This window comes from Pantoea deleyi, assembly GCF_022647325.1.
Lineage (GTDB): Bacteria > Pseudomonadota > Gammaproteobacteria > Enterobacterales > Enterobacteriaceae > Pantoea > Pantoea deleyi.
Window position 1 is genome coordinate 3,561,912 of the sequence record NZ_CP071405.1, and the last position, 22,436, is coordinate 3,584,347.

General features: G+C 45.7%; 19 protein-coding genes and 3 pseudogenes. 7 read left to right on the top strand and 15 right to left on the bottom strand.

All coding sequences use genetic code 11. The annotated features are described in order from the left end of the window. Positions 1-21 precede the first annotated feature (21 nt). The 4 genes from J1C59_RS16745 (at position 22) to J1C59_RS16760 (ending at position 5,227) form a co-directional block, all read left to right on the top strand. Positions 22-1,227: a conjugal transfer protein TraF gene (locus J1C59_RS16745; RefSeq protein ID WP_167498246.1), complete on the top strand. Its 1,206-nt coding sequence runs from the start codon at positions 22-24 to the stop codon at positions 1,225-1,227. Between the two features lie 47 nt (positions 1,228-1,274). Then, positions 1,275-1,829, top strand: coding sequence for a hypothetical protein (locus tag J1C59_RS16750; RefSeq protein WP_140916831.1), 555 nt, complete (start codon positions 1,275-1,277; stop codon positions 1,827-1,829). A 420-nt stretch (positions 1,830-2,249) separates the two neighbouring features. Then, positions 2,250-3,143 (top strand): SIR2 family protein, encoded by an 894-nt coding sequence (locus J1C59_RS16755; protein WP_128084819.1) that lies wholly within the window; start codon positions 2,250-2,252, stop codon positions 3,141-3,143. 50 nt (positions 3,144-3,193) lie between these two features. Next, positions 3,194-5,227 carry a hypothetical protein gene (locus J1C59_RS16760; protein ID WP_128084818.1) on the top strand — a complete coding sequence of 678 codons (2,034 nt, stop codon included), beginning with the start codon at positions 3,194-3,196 and terminating at the stop codon, positions 5,225-5,227. 63 nt (positions 5,228-5,290) lie between these two features. On the opposite strand, the pseudogene umuC reads toward J1C59_RS16760, so the two are convergent. Next, positions 5,291-6,310 (bottom strand): annotated as a pseudogene (gene umuC / locus J1C59_RS16765) (translesion error-prone DNA polymerase V subunit UmuC); the annotation flags it as partial. Positions 6,311-6,852: 542 nt separating this feature from the next. Between umuC and J1C59_RS16770 the strand changes: the two are divergent. Genes J1C59_RS16770 through J1C59_RS16780 form a run of 3 tightly spaced genes read left to right on the top strand, consistent with a single transcriptional unit; the run spans position 6,853 to position 12,428 of the window. Beyond that, positions 6,853-8,379, top strand: coding sequence for an Eco57I restriction-modification methylase domain-containing protein (locus J1C59_RS16770; protein WP_242281343.1), 1,527 nt, complete (start codon positions 6,853-6,855; stop codon positions 8,377-8,379). A gap of 9 nt (positions 8,380-8,388) precedes the next feature. After that, positions 8,389-11,310 (top strand): BpuSI family type II restriction endonuclease, encoded by a 2,922-nt coding sequence (locus J1C59_RS16775; protein WP_128084815.1) that lies wholly within the window; start codon positions 8,389-8,391, stop codon positions 11,308-11,310. Continuing rightward, the gene (locus J1C59_RS16780) at positions 11,307-12,428 is read left to right on the top strand and encodes a DNA cytosine methyltransferase (RefSeq protein WP_128084814.1); all 1,122 of its coding nucleotides are present in this window, start codon (positions 11,307-11,309) and stop codon (positions 12,426-12,428) included. Before J1C59_RS16775 ends, J1C59_RS16780 begins: the two co-directional genes overlap by 4 nt. Positions 12,429-12,738: 310 nt before the next feature. Here the strand turns inward: J1C59_RS16780 and J1C59_RS16785 are convergent, their stop codons facing one another. The 14 genes and pseudogenes from J1C59_RS16785 to J1C59_RS16845 all read right to left on the bottom strand — a co-directional run bounded on the left by J1C59_RS16785 (position 12,739) and on the right by J1C59_RS16845 (position 22,340). Continuing rightward, entirely contained in the window at positions 12,739-13,179 is a 441-nt protein-coding gene (locus tag J1C59_RS16785; RefSeq protein ID WP_128084813.1) for a GNAT family N-acetyltransferase, read from the bottom strand. 169 nt (positions 13,180-13,348) lie between these two features. Further along, positions 13,349-13,492, bottom strand: a pseudogene (locus J1C59_RS16790) (DNA polymerase V subunit UmuC); the annotation flags it as partial. 388 nt (positions 13,493-13,880) lie between these two features. Then, on the bottom strand, positions 13,881-14,987 hold the full coding sequence (locus tag J1C59_RS16795; protein WP_128084812.1) for a helix-turn-helix domain-containing protein: 1,107 nt from the start codon (positions 14,985-14,987) through the stop codon (positions 13,881-13,883). After that, the gene (locus J1C59_RS16800) at positions 14,984-15,655 is read right to left on the bottom strand and encodes a hypothetical protein (protein WP_128084811.1); all 672 of its coding nucleotides are present in this window, start codon (positions 15,653-15,655) and stop codon (positions 14,984-14,986) included. The genes J1C59_RS16795 and J1C59_RS16800 overlap by 4 nt, the downstream gene beginning before the upstream one ends. A 560-nt stretch (positions 15,656-16,215) precedes the next feature. Then, a pseudogene (locus tag J1C59_RS21840) lies at positions 16,216-16,317 on the bottom strand (Y-family DNA polymerase); the annotation flags it as partial. Then, the gene (gene umuD, locus J1C59_RS16805) at positions 16,317-16,742 is read right to left on the bottom strand and encodes a translesion error-prone DNA polymerase V autoproteolytic subunit (RefSeq protein ID WP_069025716.1); all 426 of its coding nucleotides are present in this window, start codon (positions 16,740-16,742) and stop codon (positions 16,317-16,319) included. The gene umuD and the pseudogene J1C59_RS21840, both read right to left, overlap by 1 nt. A gap of 286 nt (positions 16,743-17,028) precedes the next feature. Further along, positions 17,029-17,724, bottom strand: a complete 696-nt coding sequence (locus tag J1C59_RS16810) for a DNA methyltransferase family protein (RefSeq protein ID WP_128084810.1) — start codon at positions 17,722-17,724, stop codon at positions 17,029-17,031. A gap of 132 nt (positions 17,725-17,856) precedes the next feature. Next, positions 17,857-18,804, bottom strand: a complete 948-nt coding sequence (locus J1C59_RS16815) for a DUF1281 domain-containing protein (protein WP_128084809.1) — start codon at positions 18,802-18,804, stop codon at positions 17,857-17,859. 93 nt (positions 18,805-18,897) lie between these two features. Further along, positions 18,898-19,878: an ArdC family protein gene (locus J1C59_RS16820; protein WP_128084825.1), complete on the bottom strand. Its 981-nt coding sequence runs from the start codon at positions 19,876-19,878 to the stop codon at positions 18,898-18,900. Positions 19,879-19,947: 69 nt separating this feature from the next. Beyond that, positions 19,948-20,559 carry a hypothetical protein gene (locus J1C59_RS16825; protein WP_128084808.1) on the bottom strand — a complete coding sequence of 204 codons (612 nt, stop codon included), beginning with the start codon at positions 20,557-20,559 and terminating at the stop codon, positions 19,948-19,950. Positions 20,560-20,631: 72 nt separating this feature from the next. Beyond that, positions 20,632-20,940 carry a hypothetical protein gene (locus J1C59_RS16830; protein WP_128084807.1) on the bottom strand — a complete coding sequence of 103 codons (309 nt, stop codon included), beginning with the start codon at positions 20,938-20,940 and terminating at the stop codon, positions 20,632-20,634. A 110-nt stretch (positions 20,941-21,050) separates the two neighbouring features. Beyond that, on the bottom strand, positions 21,051-21,368 hold the full coding sequence (locus tag J1C59_RS16835) for a hypothetical protein (RefSeq protein ID WP_128084806.1): 318 nt from the start codon (positions 21,366-21,368) through the stop codon (positions 21,051-21,053). 93 nt (positions 21,369-21,461) lie between these two features. Further along, positions 21,462-21,836 (bottom strand): hypothetical protein, encoded by a 375-nt coding sequence (locus J1C59_RS16840; protein WP_128084805.1) that lies wholly within the window; start codon positions 21,834-21,836, stop codon positions 21,462-21,464. Positions 21,837-21,923: 87 nt separating this feature from the next. Beyond that, positions 21,924-22,340, bottom strand: a complete 417-nt coding sequence (locus J1C59_RS16845; protein ID WP_128084804.1) for a hypothetical protein — start codon at positions 22,338-22,340, stop codon at positions 21,924-21,926. Between the last annotated feature and the right edge of the window lie 96 nt (positions 22,341-22,436).

The following is a 22,436-nucleotide window of genomic DNA, read 5'->3' on the forward strand; positions in this document are numbered from 1 at the left end:
AACAAGAAAAGGAAATAACTGATGAAAGCAAAACTGTTAACACGCAGCATTATTCTGGCATTACTGGCTTCAGCCGTGCCGTCAGTCAATGCCGCAACCACCTGGACCGAGGCGCGTAACGATGCCATGGGGGGAACGGGCGTGGCTTCTTCAAATTATCTGGCCGCTGCGCTGGCCAATCCCGCTCTGATGACCCGCCACGATGGAAGTGACCACGTTGGACTCATCCTGCCGGGCGTGGGGGCACAAATCAGCGATCCGGATAACCTGCGTGACGGACTGAACAGGGTAAAAGCCACCTTTGACGACTTCCGCGATTCAGCGGGCACCGGAAACAGTTCACGACAGGCGGCTGCGCTGAAACAATCTCTGCAGGACGTTGACGGCGACAGCGGGCACGCCAGCGCCGGGCTTTCTGCGGTGATTGCCATTCCGAATGACACCCTCCCTTTCGCCTTTGTGGCAAAGGGCTGGGGACAGGCGAAGGTCCGCACCGATATCACACAGCGTGACCTGGCGTATCTCGATGCGGCACAGAGCGGCATTTTCTCGCCGACCCAGGCGGATATTGACCAGATGACCTCGCGGGCTCAGGGCGTTGCCGCACTGGTCACGGAATACGGTATCGCTGCAGCGCATCAGTTTACCCTGGGCGACACGCCGGTTTCTGTAGGCATCACGCCAAAGGTCCAGCGCGTGGATACCTGGAACTACAACGTTTCCGTCGGTAACTACAGCGCGTCAGATTTCCGCAGCGGTGACTGGAAGCGTACAGAAAGCGGCGCAAACGTCGACATAGGCTTTGCGGCTCAGCTGACGCCAGAGTGGACCGTCGGACTGACCGGACAGAACCTTGTATCACGTAACGTTAATACCCGCGAAATCAACGGCATCACTGACACTTTCCAGATCCGCCCGCAGGCGACTGCCGGCACGGCGTGGAGCAACGGTTTTGTCACGATGGCCACAGACGTTGACCTGACTCCGGCCAGCGGTTTTGCCTCGGATGAAAAAGCACAGTATGTTGGCGTGGGCGCCGAGCTGAATGCCTGGGACTGGGCGCAACTGCGTGCCGGTTACCGTGCAGACATGCGTAACAGCGATCGGAGCATGTTTACCGCCGGCGTGGGGATTTCACCTTTCAATGTGGTGCATCTCGACCTGACCGGCATGGCCGGTACAGACCGTAGCTACGGTGCTGCCGCGCAGCTTTCTTTCACTTTCTGACGCACACGGGCTGCCGGGTGCAGCCCGCCCCTGAACCGGAGAATATCATGTCAAAAAAAAACCTTACTCTCTCCTCCATTGTGCTGGCGACCACGCTCAGCGGCTGCAGCAGCTTCATGAACGGCTTAGGCCAGTTCGGTTCGCTGAATGACGGTCATCAAATGCCTACAGATATAAAAGGCCAGACCACGCCTGAAAAACGCAATCAGATCAGCGATGCCTATGGGCCGGTTCTCATACCAGCCGATACGGTGGCCATGCGCCTGAAGGAAAAGTTCGGCTTCGTCTCAGACGGGGATGTGGCTGCCGCGCGCAACAGCGGACAGGGGAATGCGGGCTGGTCAGCCTCGGCCATTTCTGAAGGCACCAGCTGGTCGGCAGAGCCTGGCAGCTATTATCGTATGTCCAGAAACTGGGCGGGAAATGACAGGTTGACGATTGAAGTTCGCCGGACGTTCAAAGGCACGGGTTCAACCGGCAACAAAGCGGGAAGCTTTGTTGTATCAACGTATATCTCATCCGATCCGAAGCACGTCACTGATACCTGGACGAAGCGTCTTTTCAGTCAGATTCATGCGGCAGTTCGTGGTGAAGCTGATTAAGTTTATGATTAATATGTGTTAACCCCAAAAAAATCGAGATTCTAAAATATCTTCCCTAGGCTTTTTTTTTTGGAAAAGACAGAAATTACAATTCAAGCTTAGCGACATTTAAGGGCTATGAAGGTGCTTTCTGTCTCATCCTTCTACGTGCCGCAGCAAAGTGGTTAGTGAATTTCATATGCGCAACACGGATGTCGTTAAGCCCTCTCTTTGTTAAAAACCATTCACCCTATGTCATACTTCACATTTAATTGAGTGCATACTTTAATTTTGTTGATGATTGCCCAGAAATGAGTATATAATCTAATGAAAATAATTATGCTTATGCAATCTTTCCCCCTTTCTCTGCATTTTATCTGGTAACTTTATTTCAGATGTAAGTTTCTATGAATTTATTTTATTTAAAATAAGGATTTTGGAATGGCATTAGAATGTGCACAAAAAGAAGATTTAATCAGGCGTCTGTCTAACACCTCTGAAGTTTCATTCGTTTTCGGCTCTGCTTTAACTGGCCGACGTGGTGAAGTAGGTATATTAGAACCTGATGGTGTCGTTTCATTTATAAAAAATAAAATGTATGAAGAGGGTTATCAGGAACCTTTTGATAATTATATGGATAGCGACTCCGAGGCAATTCCATATCAGTTAGCATTTGAGTTTGTGTCCAAGAATTATGGTGCTGATGGAATTCAAAACATTATTAATGAAATTGTTAGCCTTAATATAGATCCTTCTACTGGAAAACAAAAGATCCCTAATTCTGTGAAAGATTTTGTGACAGCAATCAAGGAAGGAAAATTAAAAGTAAAATATATCATTACAACTAATTTTGATACATTAATTGAAGATGCGTTGTCTCTAGAAAAAATTCCTTATAACAGCATTAGTATTGTTTCGGACTCAACCATAAATGAGAACGCCAATGATGAATTGACAATAGTTCATATCCATGGCGTATGGACCAAAGGCGATACAATGCATACTCGCAATCAATTAAATCAAAGGCGTGTTAAGATAGAGGAATCTATAAGAAATATTTTAGATGGTCATACTGTTTGTATGATGGCATATGGGGGGTGGGAGGATAGCTTTACTAGAACCCTTATTGCAATAATGAACAACCATTCATTAAAATACTCACTTATCTGGTGTTTTTATTCTGATAAAGAAGATGATATAAATAAAAACTATGGAAGATTCGAAGGTATTTTTAAGGATGCTATAAGTAGAGAACGCATACATTTTTACAAAAACGTTGACTGCAACACTATCTTCAACTCTCTAAAAAAGGAAGCTGTCAGAATAAAAAAGTAGTATGTTCGCCAGTCACTTTAAATACGACTAGCGAATTAAACTATTTTTACATGCCAAAATACCCTGATTACTTAGGAATTAGAAAAAAAGAGCAAAATGATGCTTTTATTAAACTTTTCAAAAATAAGCATGTATTCATTGAAGCTGGTATCGGAGCTGGGCTTTATAGTTTTATTTATTCATTAACGGCTAGATATAAGAAAGAAATTAGGCATTTTAGAATTAAATTCAATGATGTTATAGTTAAAAATCAAGTTGATGATTGCTTCGTAGCTTATACTGGCGTTAATCCGCAGTTACTCGCTTTTGAAATAGGGAGACTAAAAGAAGAGTCTTTTTTGATCACTATAGACAATATTAGGGGAGACATTGAGCAAGAGGCTTTAAATTACTTAATTCACTTTTCAGAGACTTTGAAAAACCTCAATAGATTTGTTTATTGTATTTTTTCATCATCAATTACGTTCCCTGCATTCCAAGGAATTACGGTAAAATTAAACAATCTCTCTCTGGATGAAACAACCTTAATTCTTAGAAATAAATTCAATGAAAGTAAGCTTGATAATAACAGGATTAAGGAATTATATGAGCTAAGTGAAGGTGTGGCGATAAAATTAGACCAGATAATTAAGAGCCTGGGCTATAGTTCTCCGTCAGAAATATTAGAAGAAGATGATTTATTTTCTGATATCTACATTTCAGATGATGTGCCTGCTGAGATAATTAGGCAAATAGATTTTATTTCCAAGAATCCGGACAAGAATTTAACATTCACAATGCTAAAAATCTTAGCGGTTCTTAAAAATGGTGAGTCTTTAAGTAATTTACGTAAAGATAAAATGGGTGTAAAACTATCTATAAAAAACACCCAAGAGATAATTCACTTAGGCTTTGCTTCGGTAGTTGAGATTGACGGCAATACAACATTAATTAAATTAAACCCCATAATTAAAGACTATGTCATTTCACTAATCCCTCAGGATGAAATATTTATAATTTCAAGTGCATATTTAAAAGTTGTTATCAGTGAAACTAAAAAAGGGATTCACCTTGGTGCGACAAACCGAAAAATCATCGATAATGGATATAACACTGAAGAAGATAACGCAAGTACCCTATTAAAAAACTCTATCATTCAATGTAAGTCTAAAATATCCTGCGATCTAACCACTGACAGTGAGAAAGAGCACTTTGTAAATAAGTTAAATAAATTAGTTTATCTTTCTGTCGCATATGTTTACTCACTAGATAATTCATGCAGATTTAAAGAAACAACCTCTGCTGCCGCCAGTCTATTGCAGGTAACTGCTGATGTAGCTAACCCTCATGATTATAAATTTTATTATCATCTAGGTGATTCTCAGCGAATGCTCTCTCTGTACGATGATGCAATTAAAAATCTTGCAAAGGCCCGCAACTTATGCCCTGTTAATGAGAAAAGTTTCTTGGAGAAAGTTTACGTCTCTGAATTATATCTTTTACAAGAAACAGATAAAACTGCAGCGATTTCTTTAGCTAAGAAAAGCAAAAGGAATTTTCGCGCTAATAGCCATGCTCATATTACTTCGGAATATGTTATTTCTGATGAACTACCATATGGCCAGCGCATCACTAAATTAGAGTCACTAGAAAAGAAAAGTCGCAGGTTAGAGTATCATACACTAGCTAATAATATCTTATTTTCTATAAACACTCTTAAAAAAGATGCTGATAGACTAGGTCGGCTAAATAGGGTCTTATCTACAGATAGTAACAATTTTAATTATTGCAAAGCCATGATTTATAAACTTGAAATAATGGCTGACAACCATGATGTTGATAAAATCACAGATGCAGAGGTAAATGAACTTCTGAACATCTATAATTACATGTTCAAACAGGGTTTTAATGAATTATTGAATAAATGTCATGATCTTTTATGGACTCTAGCAATTCAAAAGAATAGAAAACATGTAATTTTCATAATATATTTTAAGTCAGCAATTTCTTGGATGTTACAAGAGAATGCCGATCAATTAAAAAAATACGAACCGCTGTTTGAAGAGTATCATTCTTCTTATAGTGATAATGATAGTTATCCTTAATGCTTTTTTAACAGGGCATTTTAATAAAAATACCCTGTTATCTTCATGTTCAAAGTGTCGCCAAGGAATGTCACTCCACCGTGTTGTATAGGCTGGTGAAAGCATCTCGCGCTTCATTTGCCATGCAGGCGCTATGCCCCTTCCGGCAAACCAGATATTCCCTATGCCAGTCTGATTAATATGGTCAATCACCTGCATCAGAGGCTTGCTGTTGGCTCTGGGTTGAACTTCATCAAAGAGATTGAGCTGAGTAACTCCTGAAGGCGTGAAATCGTTCAGCATAACACCTGCTTTCGCATAGCGATGGCCGCTTATCCATACCCGGTCAAGCGCTCTCATCGCAGCTTCGATAATGTCCCTGGAATCCTGGCTGGGTGACATCAGTGTCTCTGAAGCCAGATTTCCGTAGTAAGCTTCTCCGGGCGAAAAAGGCGAGGTTTTAATGAATGCACAAACCTGTCTGCAGTATTGTTTCTCCCCCCTCAATTTAGCGGCCGCCCTCTCGGCATGCTGACAGATCGCCTGTCTTATGTGTTCATACTCCGTGACCCTTTCGCCAAACGAACGGGAGCACACGATCTGCTGCTTTGCCGGCGGCGCCTCTTCCAGACTGATACAGCTCTCGCCGTTCAGCTCGCGCACCGTCCTCTCCAGTACCACGCTGAAGTGTTTACGGATCATTGCAGGATTGGCGCGGGAGAGTTCCAGTGCGGTCGTAATACCCATTCCGCTAAGTTTTTTGGCAATGCGTCTGCCTACTCCCCAGACCTCCTCAACGGGCTGGCGGGCAAGCATCTTCTCTGCACGGACGTGCGATGTGATGGCCAGAACGCCGCCAAACTGAGGCCACTCTTTGCTACTCAACTGGGCTGATTTTGCTAGCGTTTTGGTTTTACCAACCCCAACGCCGACCGTAAGGCCGGTGTGCTCACGAATACTGCAACGGACTTCGCGTCCAAATGTCTCGAAGTCCGTGCAAAAATCGATTCCACGGACGTCTAGAAACATCTCATCAATCGAATACTGTTCTACGCGAGGTGACAGAGCTTCTAAAACGCTCATTACCCTGTTCGATATCGAGTAAGTTAAGTGGAATGCAACATTGAGTGAGTAGACTTTAATCAGTGATAATGCTGCCAGAGGTGAACGCAATGCTGATTCCACCGGATGAACATTTCCTGTTACTGGCCGAGCGCTGGCTAAAACTGTTACGATTTTAACCTGCTGAAGGACAGCGCGCGCGGGCTTATACTGGAAAGCAAAGCCTCCGTCAGACGTTACCTTGAAGAAGTTCCGCTCACACCTGATGAGAGAGCAATCGTGGAACAGGACGCAGAGAAAATAGAGCAGGCTCTTGAAAGACTGCCCCTTAAACCCGAAGGGTGAAAAGGGCCGCTTTGTGCCAGAAGCGGACATTGGCACCTGCATGCGAGCTTAAAATATGACTACCGAAACAGTGACCATTTATGAAGCTCAACATATTGAATATACTTAAAAAACAATACATTAGGATGTAATGCCATTTATATTACTTACCCATAGGAAGTGCGATTGGGGGGTTAATCAGTGATGAATTTGGTTTATACTCCGCGCAATCTCAATTTGAAATCGGTGCATTACAGACTATGAATACACTGGTGCTAAGATCTGTGCGCTCTGGTGATCCAAAAAGCAATGCAAGGAAACCCCGTACTAAAGCGGAAGCACTTGGACAAGTATTTACCAATGTAGAATTGGCAAATCAAATGGTTAAGGGCTTAGGTATCTCTGAGAATGAGGTTCACCAGCGGCTACTAGATCCTTGTGTTGGACCAGCAACATTCCCTCAAGCTATCGAACGTTTAGTTTCGAGAGACTGCAAAGTTGAGATTGATGCTATTGATCTTGATGCAGAGATGGTGCAATTGACTAGAAATTGGTCAACTTTCAGTCGTATACCTTTACGCATTAACAATGCCGATTATTTGGAGTATAGCGTTGAGGAGCAATATGATTTCGCCATTCTTAATCCTCCTTATGTTCGGCAAGAGTGGATTACAAAAAAGCATCACTACAAATCCCTTTTTAAGGAACGGTATGGTGTAAGTGTCCCTGGGACAGCGAATCTCTATGTTTACTTTATTGTCAAGGTCATTGCCGATCTTAAACTAGGCGGGAAAATGGCATGCATTGTTTATGATTCATGGCAAACAACTAGATTCGGACAATGGTTGAAAAGTTATTTAAATGAAAACTGTTCTTGGGTGAAAGTGGAAACTATTCCAGATTTACCATTTGATGGAAGGTTGATCGACGCAACGATTATCTATGTCAAAAAAGGCTTTTCCAGTGGAAACTTATTTGAAGATAATAAAAATTCCTTACTTCATGGTGTAAATGGATTAAGCGTACTCGAAAACCTTTTTGTTACACGGCGGGGGCTTCGTTTAAAGCAGTCGAACTTCTTTATGACAAATTTAGTTAATGCCGAAAGTGAGTGTTCTAGTCCATTTGTCAAGAAGGTTGCTCTAATTCCTGGTTTTGTTGTTCCAGACAACCATCCTGAAGCTGTACTTTTAGTAACCTCGACAGAAGTAAATAATAGAACAATGGAAACTCTTGAACGCAGGCTCAAACAGGCGTTAGTCTCCCCAAAAGATAATATTTCAATTCTGACTTGGCGAAAAGAGCGGCCAGATACTTGGGCAGTACACCATAATGCTCAGTGGGCTCCATTATTATTTAATTATTATCTACGGAAGCGTCCGCGACATATTTTTAATCCGAATCGAATCTATTCGGATAATTTCTATGGGCTTACCCCTCTTTCTAACATCCCGACTCAGGCGTGGTTGGCAGCACTTAATTCAACGGTAAGTTCAATTGGTATTCTTGAACAGGCAAGAAATCAAGGAGCTGGACTGGCTAAGCTCCAATTGTTTGAATACAGAGCTGCATCTATTATTGACTTGACTATTTGGCCACAAAAGGACATTGAAAAACTCACTTTTTTGGGGCAGTTATTGATCGATGGTCGAGAAGATGTTACCGAACTCCTTTCTAGAATCGACGAATTGGTAGCAAATGTTCTTGCTGATGATCGGCTAAAGCCTCATTCAATAAACGAGATACTTTTAGAAGTTGAGTTGAATGCTCGGCGACCAAAAAAATAAGGAATTATTATGCCTTGGCTTAATTATAACAATGATGAGGTTCGACAGTTTCACCCAGCATTTCAATATGTTGCTGATGATGTGCTATTAAGTATGGGGATCTCTGCTCAATATCATTGGGAGCATCATCCAAGTTCTGATGGAGTCCAAGTTATCCCAGACTTTGTTTTAGTGGAAAGTGCTACAAACAGATGGGTTTTGGTAGTCGAAATTAAGCGGACTAAAGCAGCAGTTTTTTCGGAACGAAATCAAATTCAAGCAAAAGGGTATGCAGAAGCAAACCGATTACTTTATTCTCTAGGAAAGCCAGGATACTTCTGTGTTACAAATATGGAAGTGACCTTGTTGTTTGCACTAAACGGAAGCAATCCCCCAAAAGATTGTCGAATCCTTGGTATGACATTTGATTCTGGAAGCTTTGTTCCTGGGAGCTGTGCTGCGCATCAAAAACAGTTTGCTAATCATCTTAGTCAGCTCATTTCCCATGTGATAAATACACATGTACCTGTGTTCGAATTAGTGTGGCCAAGAATTGTTCGTTCAATGATCAGCTATTCTGAAGAACTGCCATATGATTTGGAAATTAACCTGAGTGGGGGAAAGGTTCCCCATGTTGTGGCCAATTATTTCTCTGGAGAACCATCTGAGGCCCCTCGTAGAGAGCTTCTATTGAGATGTTTAGCAATTGAATATTTCAAGGGAGTACTTGAGAAATTTCGTCACCCCTTAGCAAATCAGGTCCCGTCTCTAAGGGGCAGCGTAAGCCAAGTTGGAAATGCAATTGATGAATTACACCGTATAGACTTTGCTGGTGTATTTGAATCTGAAGCTGCCTCCCTATATCGAAAATTAGAGCGAAAAAATGATTATAAGTCTACTATTGAACTATTTATTAATGAAATAAGAACAGAGCGCATAAGTAGATTGGCAGCTACTCGGGCTGATATTCTTGAATTTCCAGATATCCTTATATCTGAGTCTTATACTTTAACAGTTCAGGATGCACGAGGTAAGGCTCAAACGGATCCTGATTTATCCGCACTTCTTGCTGCACTTGTGATTAGTGATGCTAATAAGACAGTATTTGACCCCGGTTGTGGTGATGGCAGCCTTCTTTCTGCTGCTTATGATTTATTGAGAGCATTTGGTTTAAGTCATGCTGAAACTCTTTCCCGGATTCATGGAATTGATGCTGATGCACTTGCAACGAAAATTGCAGCGATTAGATTAGTATTGAAAGAACCTCATGTTCTTTCATGTCAAGACCCTTGTAATATTTCTGCCGGTGATATGTTTTCATCTGCCAAGGAATTTAATGGGGTTGATGTTGTACTCATGAATCCTCCATTCAAGAGATATGAGGCACAGGATGAAGCCCCAATTCCTCAGGATCTCAGAAAACATTTCTATAGTTGTATTGATGCTTTGGGAAGCATTACAGAAACGGCTGCTGGTCAAGCAAATATATATAATTTATATGTCGAGTTTGTTATTAAAGCGAGTGATGAAGGCACTATTTTCGGTATAATTTTAGACAATCGTTGGTATCACAATAGTATTTCAATACCGCTCCGTGCTTTGATTTTACGTGAATGTACTATCTTGGCATTAGTCGAATATCCGCACAAAAACTATTTTACTGCTTGGACAATTGCTACTTCAATTTTAGTTGTTAGGAAAGGGACAGCTCCTGCTGGGCATGATGTTCAATTTTTACGCAGTTTTGATCCAATCCGTGCTGATTTTATGGCTGTAGGAGCTGCGCTTCGTGGTCAATGTGCTTACCCATCTGATTGGAATGTACAATATGTAAGTCAGCAAAAATTAGAAGCTAAATCTAGCTGGAAAGCATATTTTTCCCCTGATTTACAGCAGGAATATAGATCTTCAGATTGGCCTAATCTTGAGCAGTTATTCGCTAGTAACAGACGTGGTAGTTTGGCAAAAGAAGGTGGAGGGATCGCTGTATACGAATTTCCCTTTAATCGTACAAATTATGGACCCCGCCGTTCCAGCAATCCAAATCGTAAAAGATACGAAACTACAAAGGGAACTCCTCTAACAAAATCGGAACAAGTGCAATTAAGACATTCAGCCTCACAAATACCTCAGCAATATCGTGGATATGCTATACAAAACTCTGATCATTTATCAGGTTATCGCTTAACTATCAAGGATGTAACACTTGATGAGACTTTAGAAGCACCTTTTCAGCGTCAGCCTGCCATCCAAGCTAGCTATCGAGGTGATGGGCGACGTGTATGGGATGCTGACCTCGATTCTGCGTTGGCGGAGTTAAAAGCAAATGTTAGTGTTGCTCAATATATACACGACATTGAACAGGTTGTGGGGCTGGATGAAACGGTACTACCTTCGAACTTGCTTTGGAATGCATTACGTGAGCCATTTGCTGGGGAGCTAATTGTTCCGAGAAAACTGCGCAAGGGGCACCGTGTGCATATTAACCCTTTTCCTTTCATGCAACACGAGCGTCAGGTCAGGCTTTCAAGTAATTTTTTGTCATATGGTGATTGCCAAGCAACAGATATCACAACAGGGTTGACTCGTGAAATTGCTGTTGAGTTAATTGCGGCTTTTTTGATGTCTAGTTTTGGTTGGTTGCAATGTGAAATTGTATCAGTTAATAGGGAAGGGGTTCGTTCATTGGAGCAATCGCATGTACGAAATATTAAAATATTTGATCCACGATGGGTCCGTTCGCCAAATCGAATTGCGATTATAGAAGCAGCTCACTCTCTTCAATATCCGCTGCGTACGGATTGTTCTCCATTTTCTCAGCCTGATTTGCAGGCACTTGATAAATTATTTGCGGAGGAAATAGTGTCCCGTAAACCGGCATTACAGAAAAATGCTTTGCTTCAGGAAACTTGGCAAGCTTTATCCGAGTGGCTAGAGGCACGTAACCCTTGAAAAACAAACGTCTTACAGTTGCTTCACTTTTTTGTGGAATTGGTGGGCTTGATCTGGGCTTTGAGTGGGCTGGATATGAAATAATATGGGCAAACGATATTGCGAAGGCAGCTATTGACTCTTACCCTCACAATTTTAATCGTGTTGCCCTACTAGGAGATATAAATGAATTATCTATTAATACAATACCGGACACAGATATAATTATTGGGGGGCCACCTTGCCAATCATTCTCTTTGGTTGGTCAAAGAAGACCTGATGATCAGCGTGGGCAACTAGTTTATCGTTATGTGGAAATAATCCGAGCAAAAAAACCGCGTGCATTTGTTATGGAAAATGTACCTGGAATGGCTGCATCTAATATTAATGGGAAAAGGCTTCCTGACATTCTTGTTGAAGAATTTATGTCGCTGGGATACACAGTCTCAGTGATGAAACTTGATGCATCTAACTATCTTGTACCTCAAAAGCGACGCAGAATTTTCTTGGTGGGGGTACTTGATGCTAATTTTGTAATGCCAACTCCCAGCGAATTTGCAAAAAAATGCTATGGAATTGATATTTCAAATTATGATAATGGTGCAGCAGCAGCAATAGGCGACTTAGGCGATCCTGTTCCTAAAGGAGAGCTTGCTAACTATCAGGATGGGATTCCTTCTGAATTTTCTAAAATAATGCGAAATTCAGGGTTGCAGCAGGTTTCTCTTCATGAAAATCCTCGTATGTCGGATACTGATATGCGGCTATTAAGCTTTATTCCTCCGGGGGGGAATTACCAAAATGTTCCGGATGAGTATGCAACAGGTAGAATTCTTAATTTTAAGAAGAGTGGAGGGCGTACCACAACATATGCCCGACTTCACCCTGAAAAACCTTCTTATACTGTTAATACGTACTTTCGGAGACCCAATGTTGGCTCGAATTTTCATTATGAACATAACCGCCTAATAACAGCAAGGGAAGCCATGCGCTTTCAATCTATTCCAGATCATTTTGTTGCTGTGTATAGTTCGCAAGATGCACGAAATGCTCTAATTGGCAATGCCGTTCCCCCATTATTGGCGCACGCCGTTGCTTGGGGGCTGAAAAATACTCTTGAGGATATGCCTTCTAGGTGAATATATGGAAGTAACAATATTTCTTATATTGTGTAAAAAAATTGAAATTACTCCTTAAATTGTAAGCATTTGGAGAGTTCTATCTGCCAAGGCCTTTTTATAAAAGGCCTTACAATTATCTCGGCCATAATCGAAGTTCTCTGAACAGCTCTGCTGATCTGCTCCCGGTTGATTATCAGATTCCAATGTTAGTCCTGGACCCTGGTTGTTATGACAATCGCGAACTTCCGCTGTTCGCTCATTGCGGACTTCACCATGCTGACATGTCTACCCTGTGCCCGATCAATGACTTAAAGAGAGCGGTATAAGGTCAACTACTACGTTGTTTCTCTAATCGAATATAAGCGCCATCTAATGTTGTCTTATTGCCCCAGCCAAGTTGCATGTAAAATTTAGCCGCACGGCTGTTTTTATCGGTTTCCAGCCAGGCAACTTTATGATGTTTGAACAACTCCTGTTCCGCAATCTCTGTAAGTCTGCGACCAATACCTCTGCCTTCATAGGCAGGAAGGACAAAAAGACCAAAAAGAGAGCCTTTCTCCCTTAAAATCATAGAAAAACCCACGACTTCGTCATCATCTGTCGCAACCCATGCGCAGTGGCCCTCTTCGATCATATTGCTCACCGTACTTTCGGTGATACCCATCTCCTGCATCTCTTCACGACTCAGGTGATTTTCGGCAACCGAGGTTCTGACAGTAAAAATACTCTCAACATCAGACAATTGAGCTGGTCTTATGTGGATATCCATTAGTATTACTCCATGCATAGAAAAGATAAATTTTGAGAATGATACAATCTTATCCTTTACGTAAGCATGGAACCTTGAGCAAACTCGCTACTGCACACCATGTCTGCTTTTCGCTCATAGCGGACCTTAAAGCACCAATAATTTCTGTAGATTTTCCATTCCACATAAATGCGTATAACGCATAATTAGAGCTAAAGGCATGAATTTTAACTGGGAAATTTTCGTTTTTGATTTTAAACCAGGGTTCGCCCATACGGACATGTTTTTTACTTTCGGCACTACGTGCGATGACGCAACCATCATTATATCTGAGGGTCGCTAACAGTTACTTATATGTAATGATATGATTTTAATCGGTATTGGATTACTAACTTTTTCTATGTCTTAAGTTTCGGAGGGTTAATCCAATCCGCAACTTATAGAACGAATCCGATGAGAAGCATCTTCAAATAGGTAGGTGATCAGTCGCCTTCCGTTATGTGCCAAAGGCGAACGTTGATAAAACCAGTCTGTACATACTAATAGGGGCTAGGCGGGGTAATTGCGGGTAATACCGCTACATTTTTAAGAGTTCCTCCTGGATATTGGTTAAATATGAGGATTGCTACTCAGAAACATGACAGTGGGGAATCTGTTGGCCATCAATGAAAAGCCGCTAGAGACTCCCCCCTAGCGGCTCTAAGCATGAGCGGTTAACCTATTCATACCAGACGGAGCGAGGCCCTGGATAATGAGGTTCCGCTATTGCCGCCGCTGATAGCCGCCACACCGTAAAGCAGACTGCTCAGTTCATCAAGAGGCACGTTAAGCTCATCACTCAGCTGAGTCAGATGAACGCCGCTACCCGCAAGAGCGGCCATCATTTTTTCTATAATGAGTGACCTCTCACGCTCAATTCCTCCCGGCTCACCGGTTCGGAACCCCTTTGCGGTTGCATCGCGCATCAGACTGTTATACTGCCATTCCGTCAGCATGTTCAGATTGCGCATTCTGACAATCAGAGCCATTGCCGAGACTTTCCAAAGCGATTTCAGCTGAACGATTTTGTCGAACGTTGGAAACGACATTTTAACGGCCATCACGTTTTCCAGGGGCATCAGAAATGCTGACGCAAAAGCATCCGCTTCACGCTCAGCATCCTGTCCTTTGACATCAGCGTGACGGTGAAGCACCAGGTGAGCCAACTCATGTGCCGCATCGAAGCGGCTGCGTTCACCTGACTTGCGCGTGTTGAGGAAAATGTAAGGGACATCATCTTTCCAGAAAGAAAATGCATCGATACTCGCCGTTTCCTCCGAGAGCCAGAACACCTTAACGCCGTGCTTCTCCAGAAGATGAACAACGTTGGTTATACTCTTCTTACCAATACCCCAAGCTTCTCGCACCGCCTGTGCGGCGACCTCAGGTTCACTTCCACGGAGATTCGGCAGTTCAGGCTGCGGCAGCGTGAAGCGGGTGCTGAAATATTCGCTCAGCATAACCCCCAGCGCACCAGCTCCAATTGCTGCATGCTGGTCGGCGGCTTTTGTCGAGCGCAAAGAACGGAATGAAACCGTTAGTGGATCGATTGCTTCAACATCATCCCCGAAGAAAAAGGACTCTGGATACTTCAGGGCGCTAGCGTATAACTGGACCGTCTCTGGCGTGGGTTCATACAGGCAATAGTCTTTTTCGTACTCGATTACAATACGGCTGGATAGCCCCATTTTCTCTGCCAGTTCTTTCAAGGTCAGCTTGCGTCTGATCCGTGCCAGCTTAAGCCGGGACGGATTAAAAAGACGTTTGCCATCATCGACAGGTTTACTCATTTGCTTTCAACGGAAATTGATATGTCACCATCGAAATCCTCTTCAGGGAAAATATCCGTGCCTTCAAACGGCAGAGGACTCAAAATAATGCGCTCACTCCAGGCGCTTACACGGGCAAATCCGTCCTGATTGACCATTCCTACCGGGTAGGACACTTCGCAGCGAACCTCTTTGCTAGCCGCATCATAATAATACAGGACAATATAAGTGCGAGTGCTGTCTATCGGCGTGATTTCAGATTTACCTGCATACAACGCATCCGTCTGAAACATATCGACTGTGCCAGGATTATTATGAACAATCGAACGCGTTGCTTCACCTTTGGCATTTTTGGTTTTCGGTAATCCATCAGGGCGTCCGGTGTGCCTGTCACCCGAGGTTATAATCAAGTTAACCCCTTTCGCTGAGTTAACGACCATTTCCATTCGTTTTACCACTTCAGGAGACCAGCCATTACCCTTTCCAATCAGTACACGGCGGGTCGCGGCAACCATTTCGCTCCAGAAACGGAACCCTGCATCAACTGCGGGGTGAAGCTTGCTAGATTTGCGGCGCTCGTACAAAGCAGACGTCAGAGCGGTATGGATATCGTTTTCCGAAAAACCCAGTCCATCAAGTACAACATCTGAATCAGCTTCGGTATGCAGGATACAATAAGGCATGGTCATGAGGGTGTCTCCATTAGTTCACTTCATGATTTCAACATAATTGTTATGACAAAATCAAGAAGTGGCCACCGAAAAGTTATCACAAACCCTCACTTATTTCCTCACACCCCATCCCCAGTTGTTCCTCACTTTTTAGGCTATAGAAAAAGACCACTACATTTCTTAAAGTTGAATAGAACTGCGTCCTTTATCCATATAGTTAAAGAAGTGGAGAAACAGTCATTCCCTGAGGGAATGAACTGTTCATATCTCAATAAAATATCAAGATGCTTGTAAGGTATTAATCAGTAGTTGGAACTATCATGAACTTTCGCTCCTCGCTCAGGCTGTGTGAAAACTCTTATTGCTGACAGAAGGTCACGCGTTTGGACGGTTTCTTAGAAAATTCGCATTGAAAGATGATGCAGATTTAACCTAAAAGGGCAGGCGTCAGCGTCTTTTGTGTTCACGTCTCAAGCTTATGGCGTTTTCACACAGCCTACGCCCATAGCAGACCTGTCAAATCCTTAGACAGACTAAATTGAACAGCACGAAACTAACTAACGTTTCTAATCACTCAGATCGTTATTACTCAGAACAACCACTGCCTGGTTGCGCAAATCAGGTCTGAAGACTTTTTCACAGCTCGCATAGAAGCTATTGACGTCCACTATGGCGAACATCACTCACCCCGGGTTTTATGAATAAACGAGGTGACCACGCCGAAAATCTGGAGCGTTTCCGGATCGGGGTATATAGGGGAGAAGGAAGGATTCATGGGCTGGAGCGTCAGCCTGGGGCGGAGCAGCAGGCGTTTTACGGTAAATTCACCTTCAATCTCAGCAATGACAATGTCGCCGTGCCGGGGAGATTCGGCCTTATCTACCACCATTAAGTCACCACTATTAAGGCCAATGTCCGTCATAGACTGGCCAGAGGCGCGTACAAAAAAAGTCGCTGCAGGGCGCATTACACAATATTCGTTGAGGTCTAACTCACGTTCAACATAATCCTGAGCAGGGCTGGGAAAACCAGCCTGACAGTTTTCGAGGAAAAGTGGTGCAGCTATCGAGATCGGGGATAGCGGGAATTTGTATAAAGTGAGCATGTCATGGCACCTCCTAATTTACTGTTTATACATACAGTATTATCTAGGGATTCCTGGGCAGTCAACCATACTCAGTTATCTCCGGTGTAACCCAATGAATATTATAAAAAAGTAACCGCAGCCAGACCAAATGTGTTAACAACGTTGAAATATTTAGTCCTTTACCGGTAATCAAGCATTTCAATACCCGAAAAAAAAGATAAAAAAAAGGCCGGTTACCCGGCCTCAGATGTTGAGAAATATGTCTTTCCTTCTGTTCAGTGTTCGTTAATGGGATCAGGTCACTTCACGCTGCTGCGTCAGCCCTGATGCCAGAGTGCGCACGCAGACGTGCTGACCATCCGTTCCAGTAATGCACCGGCGTCAGCAGCACCCGCCGCCGTTCGTCACACAGGGCATTCCCGATTACAACCTCCCCGGGTATGCCGCAGAGTGAAAGCTGGATATAGGCCATGCCCGCCGCCAGAGGATCGATATCGGTAACTGATACCCACATATGCCGGTGCGGAGAATAACCGGCCTGCCGGAGAGCGCAGGCAAATGCGAGCGTCATGGCTCCGGCACCGCACGCTGGCTCAGCAAAGGTGACAAACGGCTTGTCCCTGAACAGATCTTCAGGCCTGCCGAGTTGCAGTTGCGCCATCATCAGCGCCACGCTCCACGGGGTAAAGTACTGTTCTTTGTCTTTGTCACCCAGTTCAAGCAGCATGTAAATGCGCCCGAGAAAGTCACAGGTTTTTTCTTCCAGTCCGTTCACCACGTATGCCAGCAGTCTGGCCATCGATGAAACGTCCTCTTTTTTGTATTTGCCCACGATGGCCATGTATTTCTGTTCGCGCTTCTCACAGAAATGCAGGCCATTCTGAATGGCGATCACGCTGCAGCTGATGAAGTCTGTAAACACCTGGAGACGCCGGGTGCCACGGGCGATGGAGTTAAAGAGTGAGATAAATTCTTTCTCGTTGTCGATGCGGACGCTCATGCGTGTTTTCCTGAAAAAAAAGGGAACACGCCCCGTAAGGGAAACGATATTCCCCCTTCGGGTGAAAAAAAGCGGCCACAGCAGATGCTGTGGCCATTGTCTGACAGACTTGTGATTAGGATCTGTCGGTAGTTAACCACGAACGCCGGCGTAGTGCGCAACGGCAGTGGCGGCTGGCGCAGCTGCTTCAGCACTGAACTGATACAGCCTTGCCCCTTCACTCACCTGATACTGCACGTCCTCCTCCGGATAAGGGCCGCTGTCGACGTGGTCACCGCTGTCAAAACAGTGATAACCCGACGTGCCGGCATCCGGAGAGATCCAGTAGTGACGGATTTCACAGTCAAACTTCTGCGACATCTGCCCCATGATTTCCGCCGACGGCGGATACCAGGGAGAGGAGAACGTCAGCTTCAGCGAACCGATATCGTCACGGCTACACTCCGACCGATGCCCCGCAGGAAACTCCGTCCCGTAAAGCTGGATATAGAGTTCTGACGTGGTGTTAAGACCACAGAAAAGGCCACTTTCCCCGTTAATCTCGGTGGCCAGACGTGACGGCATCACCATCAGCATGTCGCACGGACAGGTGGTGTCCGGCATTATACTGAGCCACTCCCAGCGCTCCTGCGGGTCAAACTGACCGCCCGTTGAGGCGACGCCAAACCAGTCGGCGTAATGGACAGCCATAAGCCGGGTGATGGTCTGGCGTGCAGCAAACGGGATTGCCTCCCATTTGATGTCACCGATGCCCGACTGGACCCAGATTCTGTCCATTCGCGAGAGGGTTGCGCCGTCAAGCCAGGCGTCCTTCTCAAGCAGCTCCAGGAAATGCTGAAATGCCTGGTTCGGTGATGTGCTGCCTCCCGTGCCTGATGAAACCAGCTCCGGATAAGCACGGTATTCCGTTGCCTTAACGGGTTTGAGTATGCCGGCACAGCCGGCGAGAAACAGCTTTATGGCCTGCCGTATGGCGTGGCGGTAAAGCGGCACTTCTGTGCCGGCAACCCAGGACTGCATGATATCGATGCAGACAGACTTGCCGGTAATTTCCAGACGGTTTTTGCACCATGAAAACATCGTTGTATTCCTCTTTTGCGTTTAAAAAAGAGGGCATCTCCCTGAGGAAGATGCCCTCAGGGGGATGATGGCGACTGACGTCGCCGGGGTTAATTACGCTGCTTCAATGCGGGTTTCACCCGGCGGATTTAGCAGATACTCCGACGCTTCCCGGGCAAGCCGGCAGGCACGGAAGAACGCTTTTTTGTCGTTACGCAAAACGCTGAGCCAGCCGTTCAGGTAGCTCTCGTGCTGCACCTCACCAAAAATGCCGAGATGCGCACAAAGAAACGCGCTGCCGGTTTCCGCTATCAGTTCCTCAAAGGCGTATACGGGATCACCGAACTCTCTTGATGAGGAGGTTATTCCCTCACGATCAAGGCGGCTGCGGTGGCCGGTCGCGTGCACCAGCTCATGCAGCAGCGTGGACCAGTAGTCTTCAGGTGAACGAAACTGTGAGGTTGCAGGCAACACAATTAGATCTGCCCCCGGGCTGTAATACGCCCGGTTCTGCCGGTGAGAAGAGCACTTCACCCCGGTTGCGTTGAGGATTTCCAGAACCTGTTGCTGCTGCTCACTTAAGAATCCCTCAGCGTCACTTTCAGGTTGCTTCACCGTGGGTGCATACACGTTATCGGGAAGCCCTTCACACTGCGCAACGTTGAACAGCTGCAGCGGCTTCATCATGGCCAGCTTTTCCATCACCGGCACGCCGTCCCTGAATACCGGACTGTCATTGCCGTCGCGGAGTTGCTTTTCGAACGGTTTGAAGATGATGGCCATCGCGCTCCGCTCGCCTTTTCTGACCTGTCCGCCGGCAGCCTTAGCCTGCTGATACGTCAGCCAGCGATCGGCTCCGTAACCTGCCTCATCTGCAGCCATCCACAGTAGCGGCACGTTGACGCCGCTGTAGTACCTGCCCGTGACGGCATTAACCGGCAAGCCGCCGCCGTAAACCTTCTGCGCCGATCGCCATGGCCGACGCCAGGGCGGCACACCGCTTTCCAGTGCGATGATGATTTTGTCGGTGACCTGCTGATAAAGGTCAGTCTGTTGTTCCGTTGTGGCCTTACGGCCGGCTGTTTTTTTCTTCATGAGATGCGTCTCTGAAAAACGGCGCATCTGTCCCGGTGGCGGACAATGCGCCACCGGGGAGTGGGAAAATCAGTAACGACGTACTGAACCGTCGAACATAATTGAGTCAATATCTGATTTGACGTTATATACGGCGCTGTCAAACCGCTTACGATCTTCAGGTTTAGCACGCTTAGAATCGAGGCGGATAACCCTGTCGAGAACCTTCAGTGCCTGCGAACGCCAGCTGAGACGTTCTGCGTTGCACACGCAGGCGCGAAGATGCAGGCGGGACTGATCGCTAAGCCACTGTACTTGATCGCGGTATTCCGCAACCGGTAAATACTCTTTCAGTGGTGGCTGGGTTTCTTTGTAAATGGTCAGCGATTTAGTCACCTGATTAATTCCGGGGTTCAGGTACAAATCGTGATGTTCGTTCAGCACGGCATCGTATATTTTGTGGTCCAGGAATGTGGTGAAAGAAAACTCCCTCTCAGGTATTAACTTATCGCACAGTGCTGACCAGTCAGCATCCGTGGCAGAATTGCAGCCGGCAGCACTGGCTTTCAGCCATTCCGCGCAGCCATTGTCATCCGGCACTCGGATGTAAATTCCCAGATTCTTTTCGAGTATCAGCGGACGTCCCTTGCCCTGATTCTGTGTCAGCAGCGGGCGCAGTTCGGTAGACGTAAAACGGATCATAAGAGCTCCTTTAAAAAGGAGGTGGCCTCCCCGGGAGGGGAAGTCCCTCCGGGAAGTGTCATTCAGTTAACATCAGTCAAAACGATAGCGAAGCTCCGTCATCTGCTGCGCCAGCAGCCGTCCCGCTCTGAGGGCCTTACGGGCTGTTGAGTAAGTACCGGCACCCGGCAACAGGTCAACACGCCAGTCGCGCGGGGTGAAGCCGGTGCGACGGGATATGACGGGCATGAACCCGTTCTCTGTCGGCACGACGTCTGCCTTAAAGCTGCAGCGGCCGCTGCGGTTGGTAAACCACTCGGCCTGCTGTTGCTGCAGAGCGCCGGCAAGCCGGTTGAGTGCGCCTGAAAGGCGGGTGACAAGTGAAAGCATTATACTGCTCATGATTTTCTCCTGATTAAGCGCGAAGAAAACCATCGCCGCTGTGGCGGGGAGGTTGTCCCCGCGCGGGTTAAAGCCTTTGTCAGAAACTGACGCAGGCCGGTGGTCAATCACTAACCAAAATAGTGATAGTGAGCGTTATCCGAATCATCCGGACTGAAGGCAAAATTCGCTGGAATGTTTATCACGATGCGGCCGTTAGTAGCAGAGTGATGACGATGTCGGAAACAGTGAAAGTAGCGTTTTCCGAACCACAGGAAACGCGTTTCCACCGTCTCCATGTATTCCCAGACTTCACCGCCATTATCAGCAACAGACGGGTCCGGAAGTGAGCAATTTGACTTATGCTGCGCAAGTCTGCCCCACATACGGTGCCACTCATCGCTGTTGTGCTTAACAAGTAATAAAGGTTCGAAATTTAAGTTATCCATAGGTCAACCCTCTTCAGGTCTAGAGGAGGACTTCTCTCCGCGGGGAGATAAATCCCCGCATGGGTAAGTCAGACCAGAAAGATGCCAGTCCACTCAGTATTCGCCATAACGCTGGCATTCACGTTCTTCGTGCATCAGCTCCTCTTCGTCCTTAACGGCACCGCCGAAAAAAAACGTCCAGGCTGCTTCATCAATGTTTCTGGCCATATGGCAGAGACTTTCAAAGAAAGGCTGCCAGGATGCTGGCACGAGTTGACGTACAGACATTTTTGCCAGGTCCCGGGCAACGTCAGCCATTTCCCAGACGTAGTGTGGAAAGCCGTCTTCATCAGTATTGGTGTTAAATCCAAGGCGACGATGTGCGGCAATAATTAACAGGTCACCTTCAGCCTTAGCCAGGGCGGCTTTGTGAGCTGTCTGCTCGCGAGCGCTGATATGAAAATCCTGTGTAAAAGTTAAATCGTTCATATCGGATTCCTTAAAGGATTGAGGAACCCTGCCCTGGCGGGGACAGAAGTCCCGTTAGGGTGAGAAACTGTTCGGTTAATAAGGCGGTCAGTCGATGTCAAAAGCATCAGCACTCTGATAAAACTCTGCACGCGATTGTTCTATAGCGTTGTCCAGCTCTGTGTTCTCACGGGAACTGATAACGCCCTGCTGAAAAGCTCCATTCCAGTGACGACTGTGAACTGCCGTCCCCAGAAGAGTGAGCTCACTCACTGCCTCTTCGATAAAGGCATGTCTGATGTAGCCATGCTCAGTTGCAAAACCAACTGTATGCGCGACATGTCTCAGAAAAGTCAGGTAGTCAGGAAGGCCGTCAGCAGGAACCTGTGGATCTGCATCGACCATGAGTCTGTAATCCAGACGTACGTTAAGCTGAGTTTTTACGTAATCCACCATGATTTTTGCCGAAGCTGGCGAATCACAATGGAGTAACGTGAGAGGGTTGATCATCCTGGTGTAATGCATCGGTACGGTTCCTTATGAAAAGAAAGGGAACCGTCCCGGAGGGAAAGTATCCCTCAGGAGTGAGAATCAGGCACAAAATGCCAGATGAGCAAAACA

What these genes read in the sequence shown, in the direction of transcription:
- J1C59_RS16745 (WP_167498246.1), top strand. Translation starts at nt 22, where the DNA reads ATGAAAGCAAAACTGTTAACACGCAGCATTATTCTGGCATTACTGGCT.
- J1C59_RS16750 (WP_140916831.1), top strand. Translation starts at nt 1,275, where the DNA reads ATGTCAAAAAAAAACCTTACTCTCTCCTCCATTGTGCTGGCGACCACG.
- J1C59_RS16755 (WP_128084819.1), top strand. Translation starts at nt 2,250, where the DNA reads ATGGCATTAGAATGTGCACAAAAAGAAGATTTAATCAGGCGTCTGTCT.
- J1C59_RS16760 (WP_128084818.1), top strand. Translation starts at nt 3,194, where the DNA reads ATGCCAAAATACCCTGATTACTTAGGAATTAGAAAAAAAGAGCAAAAT.
- J1C59_RS16770 (WP_242281343.1), top strand. Translation starts at nt 6,853, where the DNA reads ATGAATACACTGGTGCTAAGATCTGTGCGCTCTGGTGATCCAAAAAGC.
- J1C59_RS16775 (WP_128084815.1), top strand. Translation starts at nt 8,389, where the DNA reads ATGCCTTGGCTTAATTATAACAATGATGAGGTTCGACAGTTTCACCCA.
- J1C59_RS16785 (WP_128084813.1), bottom strand. Translation starts at nt 13,179, where the DNA reads ATGGATATCCACATAAGACCAGCTCAATTGTCTGATGTTGAGAGTATT.
- J1C59_RS16795 (WP_128084812.1), bottom strand. Translation starts at nt 14,987, where the DNA reads ATGAGTAAACCTGTCGATGATGGCAAACGTCTTTTTAATCCGTCCCGG.
- J1C59_RS16800 (WP_128084811.1), bottom strand. Translation starts at nt 15,655, where the DNA reads ATGACCATGCCTTATTGTATCCTGCATACCGAAGCTGATTCAGATGTT.
- umuD (WP_069025716.1), bottom strand. Translation starts at nt 16,742, where the DNA reads ATGCTCACTTTATACAAATTCCCGCTATCCCCGATCTCGATAGCTGCA.
- J1C59_RS16810 (WP_128084810.1), bottom strand. Translation starts at nt 17,724, where the DNA reads ATGAGCGTCCGCATCGACAACGAGAAAGAATTTATCTCACTCTTTAAC.
- J1C59_RS16815 (WP_128084809.1), bottom strand. Translation starts at nt 18,804, where the DNA reads ATGTTTTCATGGTGCAAAAACCGTCTGGAAATTACCGGCAAGTCTGTC.
- J1C59_RS16820 (WP_128084825.1), bottom strand. Translation starts at nt 19,878, where the DNA reads ATGAAGAAAAAAACAGCCGGCCGTAAGGCCACAACGGAACAACAGACT.
- J1C59_RS16825 (WP_128084808.1), bottom strand. Translation starts at nt 20,559, where the DNA reads ATGATCCGTTTTACGTCTACCGAACTGCGCCCGCTGCTGACACAGAAT.
- J1C59_RS16830 (WP_128084807.1), bottom strand. Translation starts at nt 20,940, where the DNA reads ATGAGCAGTATAATGCTTTCACTTGTCACCCGCCTTTCAGGCGCACTC.
- J1C59_RS16835 (WP_128084806.1), bottom strand. Translation starts at nt 21,368, where the DNA reads ATGGATAACTTAAATTTCGAACCTTTATTACTTGTTAAGCACAACAGC.
- J1C59_RS16840 (WP_128084805.1), bottom strand. Translation starts at nt 21,836, where the DNA reads ATGAACGATTTAACTTTTACACAGGATTTTCATATCAGCGCTCGCGAG.
- J1C59_RS16845 (WP_128084804.1), bottom strand. Translation starts at nt 22,340, where the DNA reads ATGCATTACACCAGGATGATCAACCCTCTCACGTTACTCCATTGTGAT.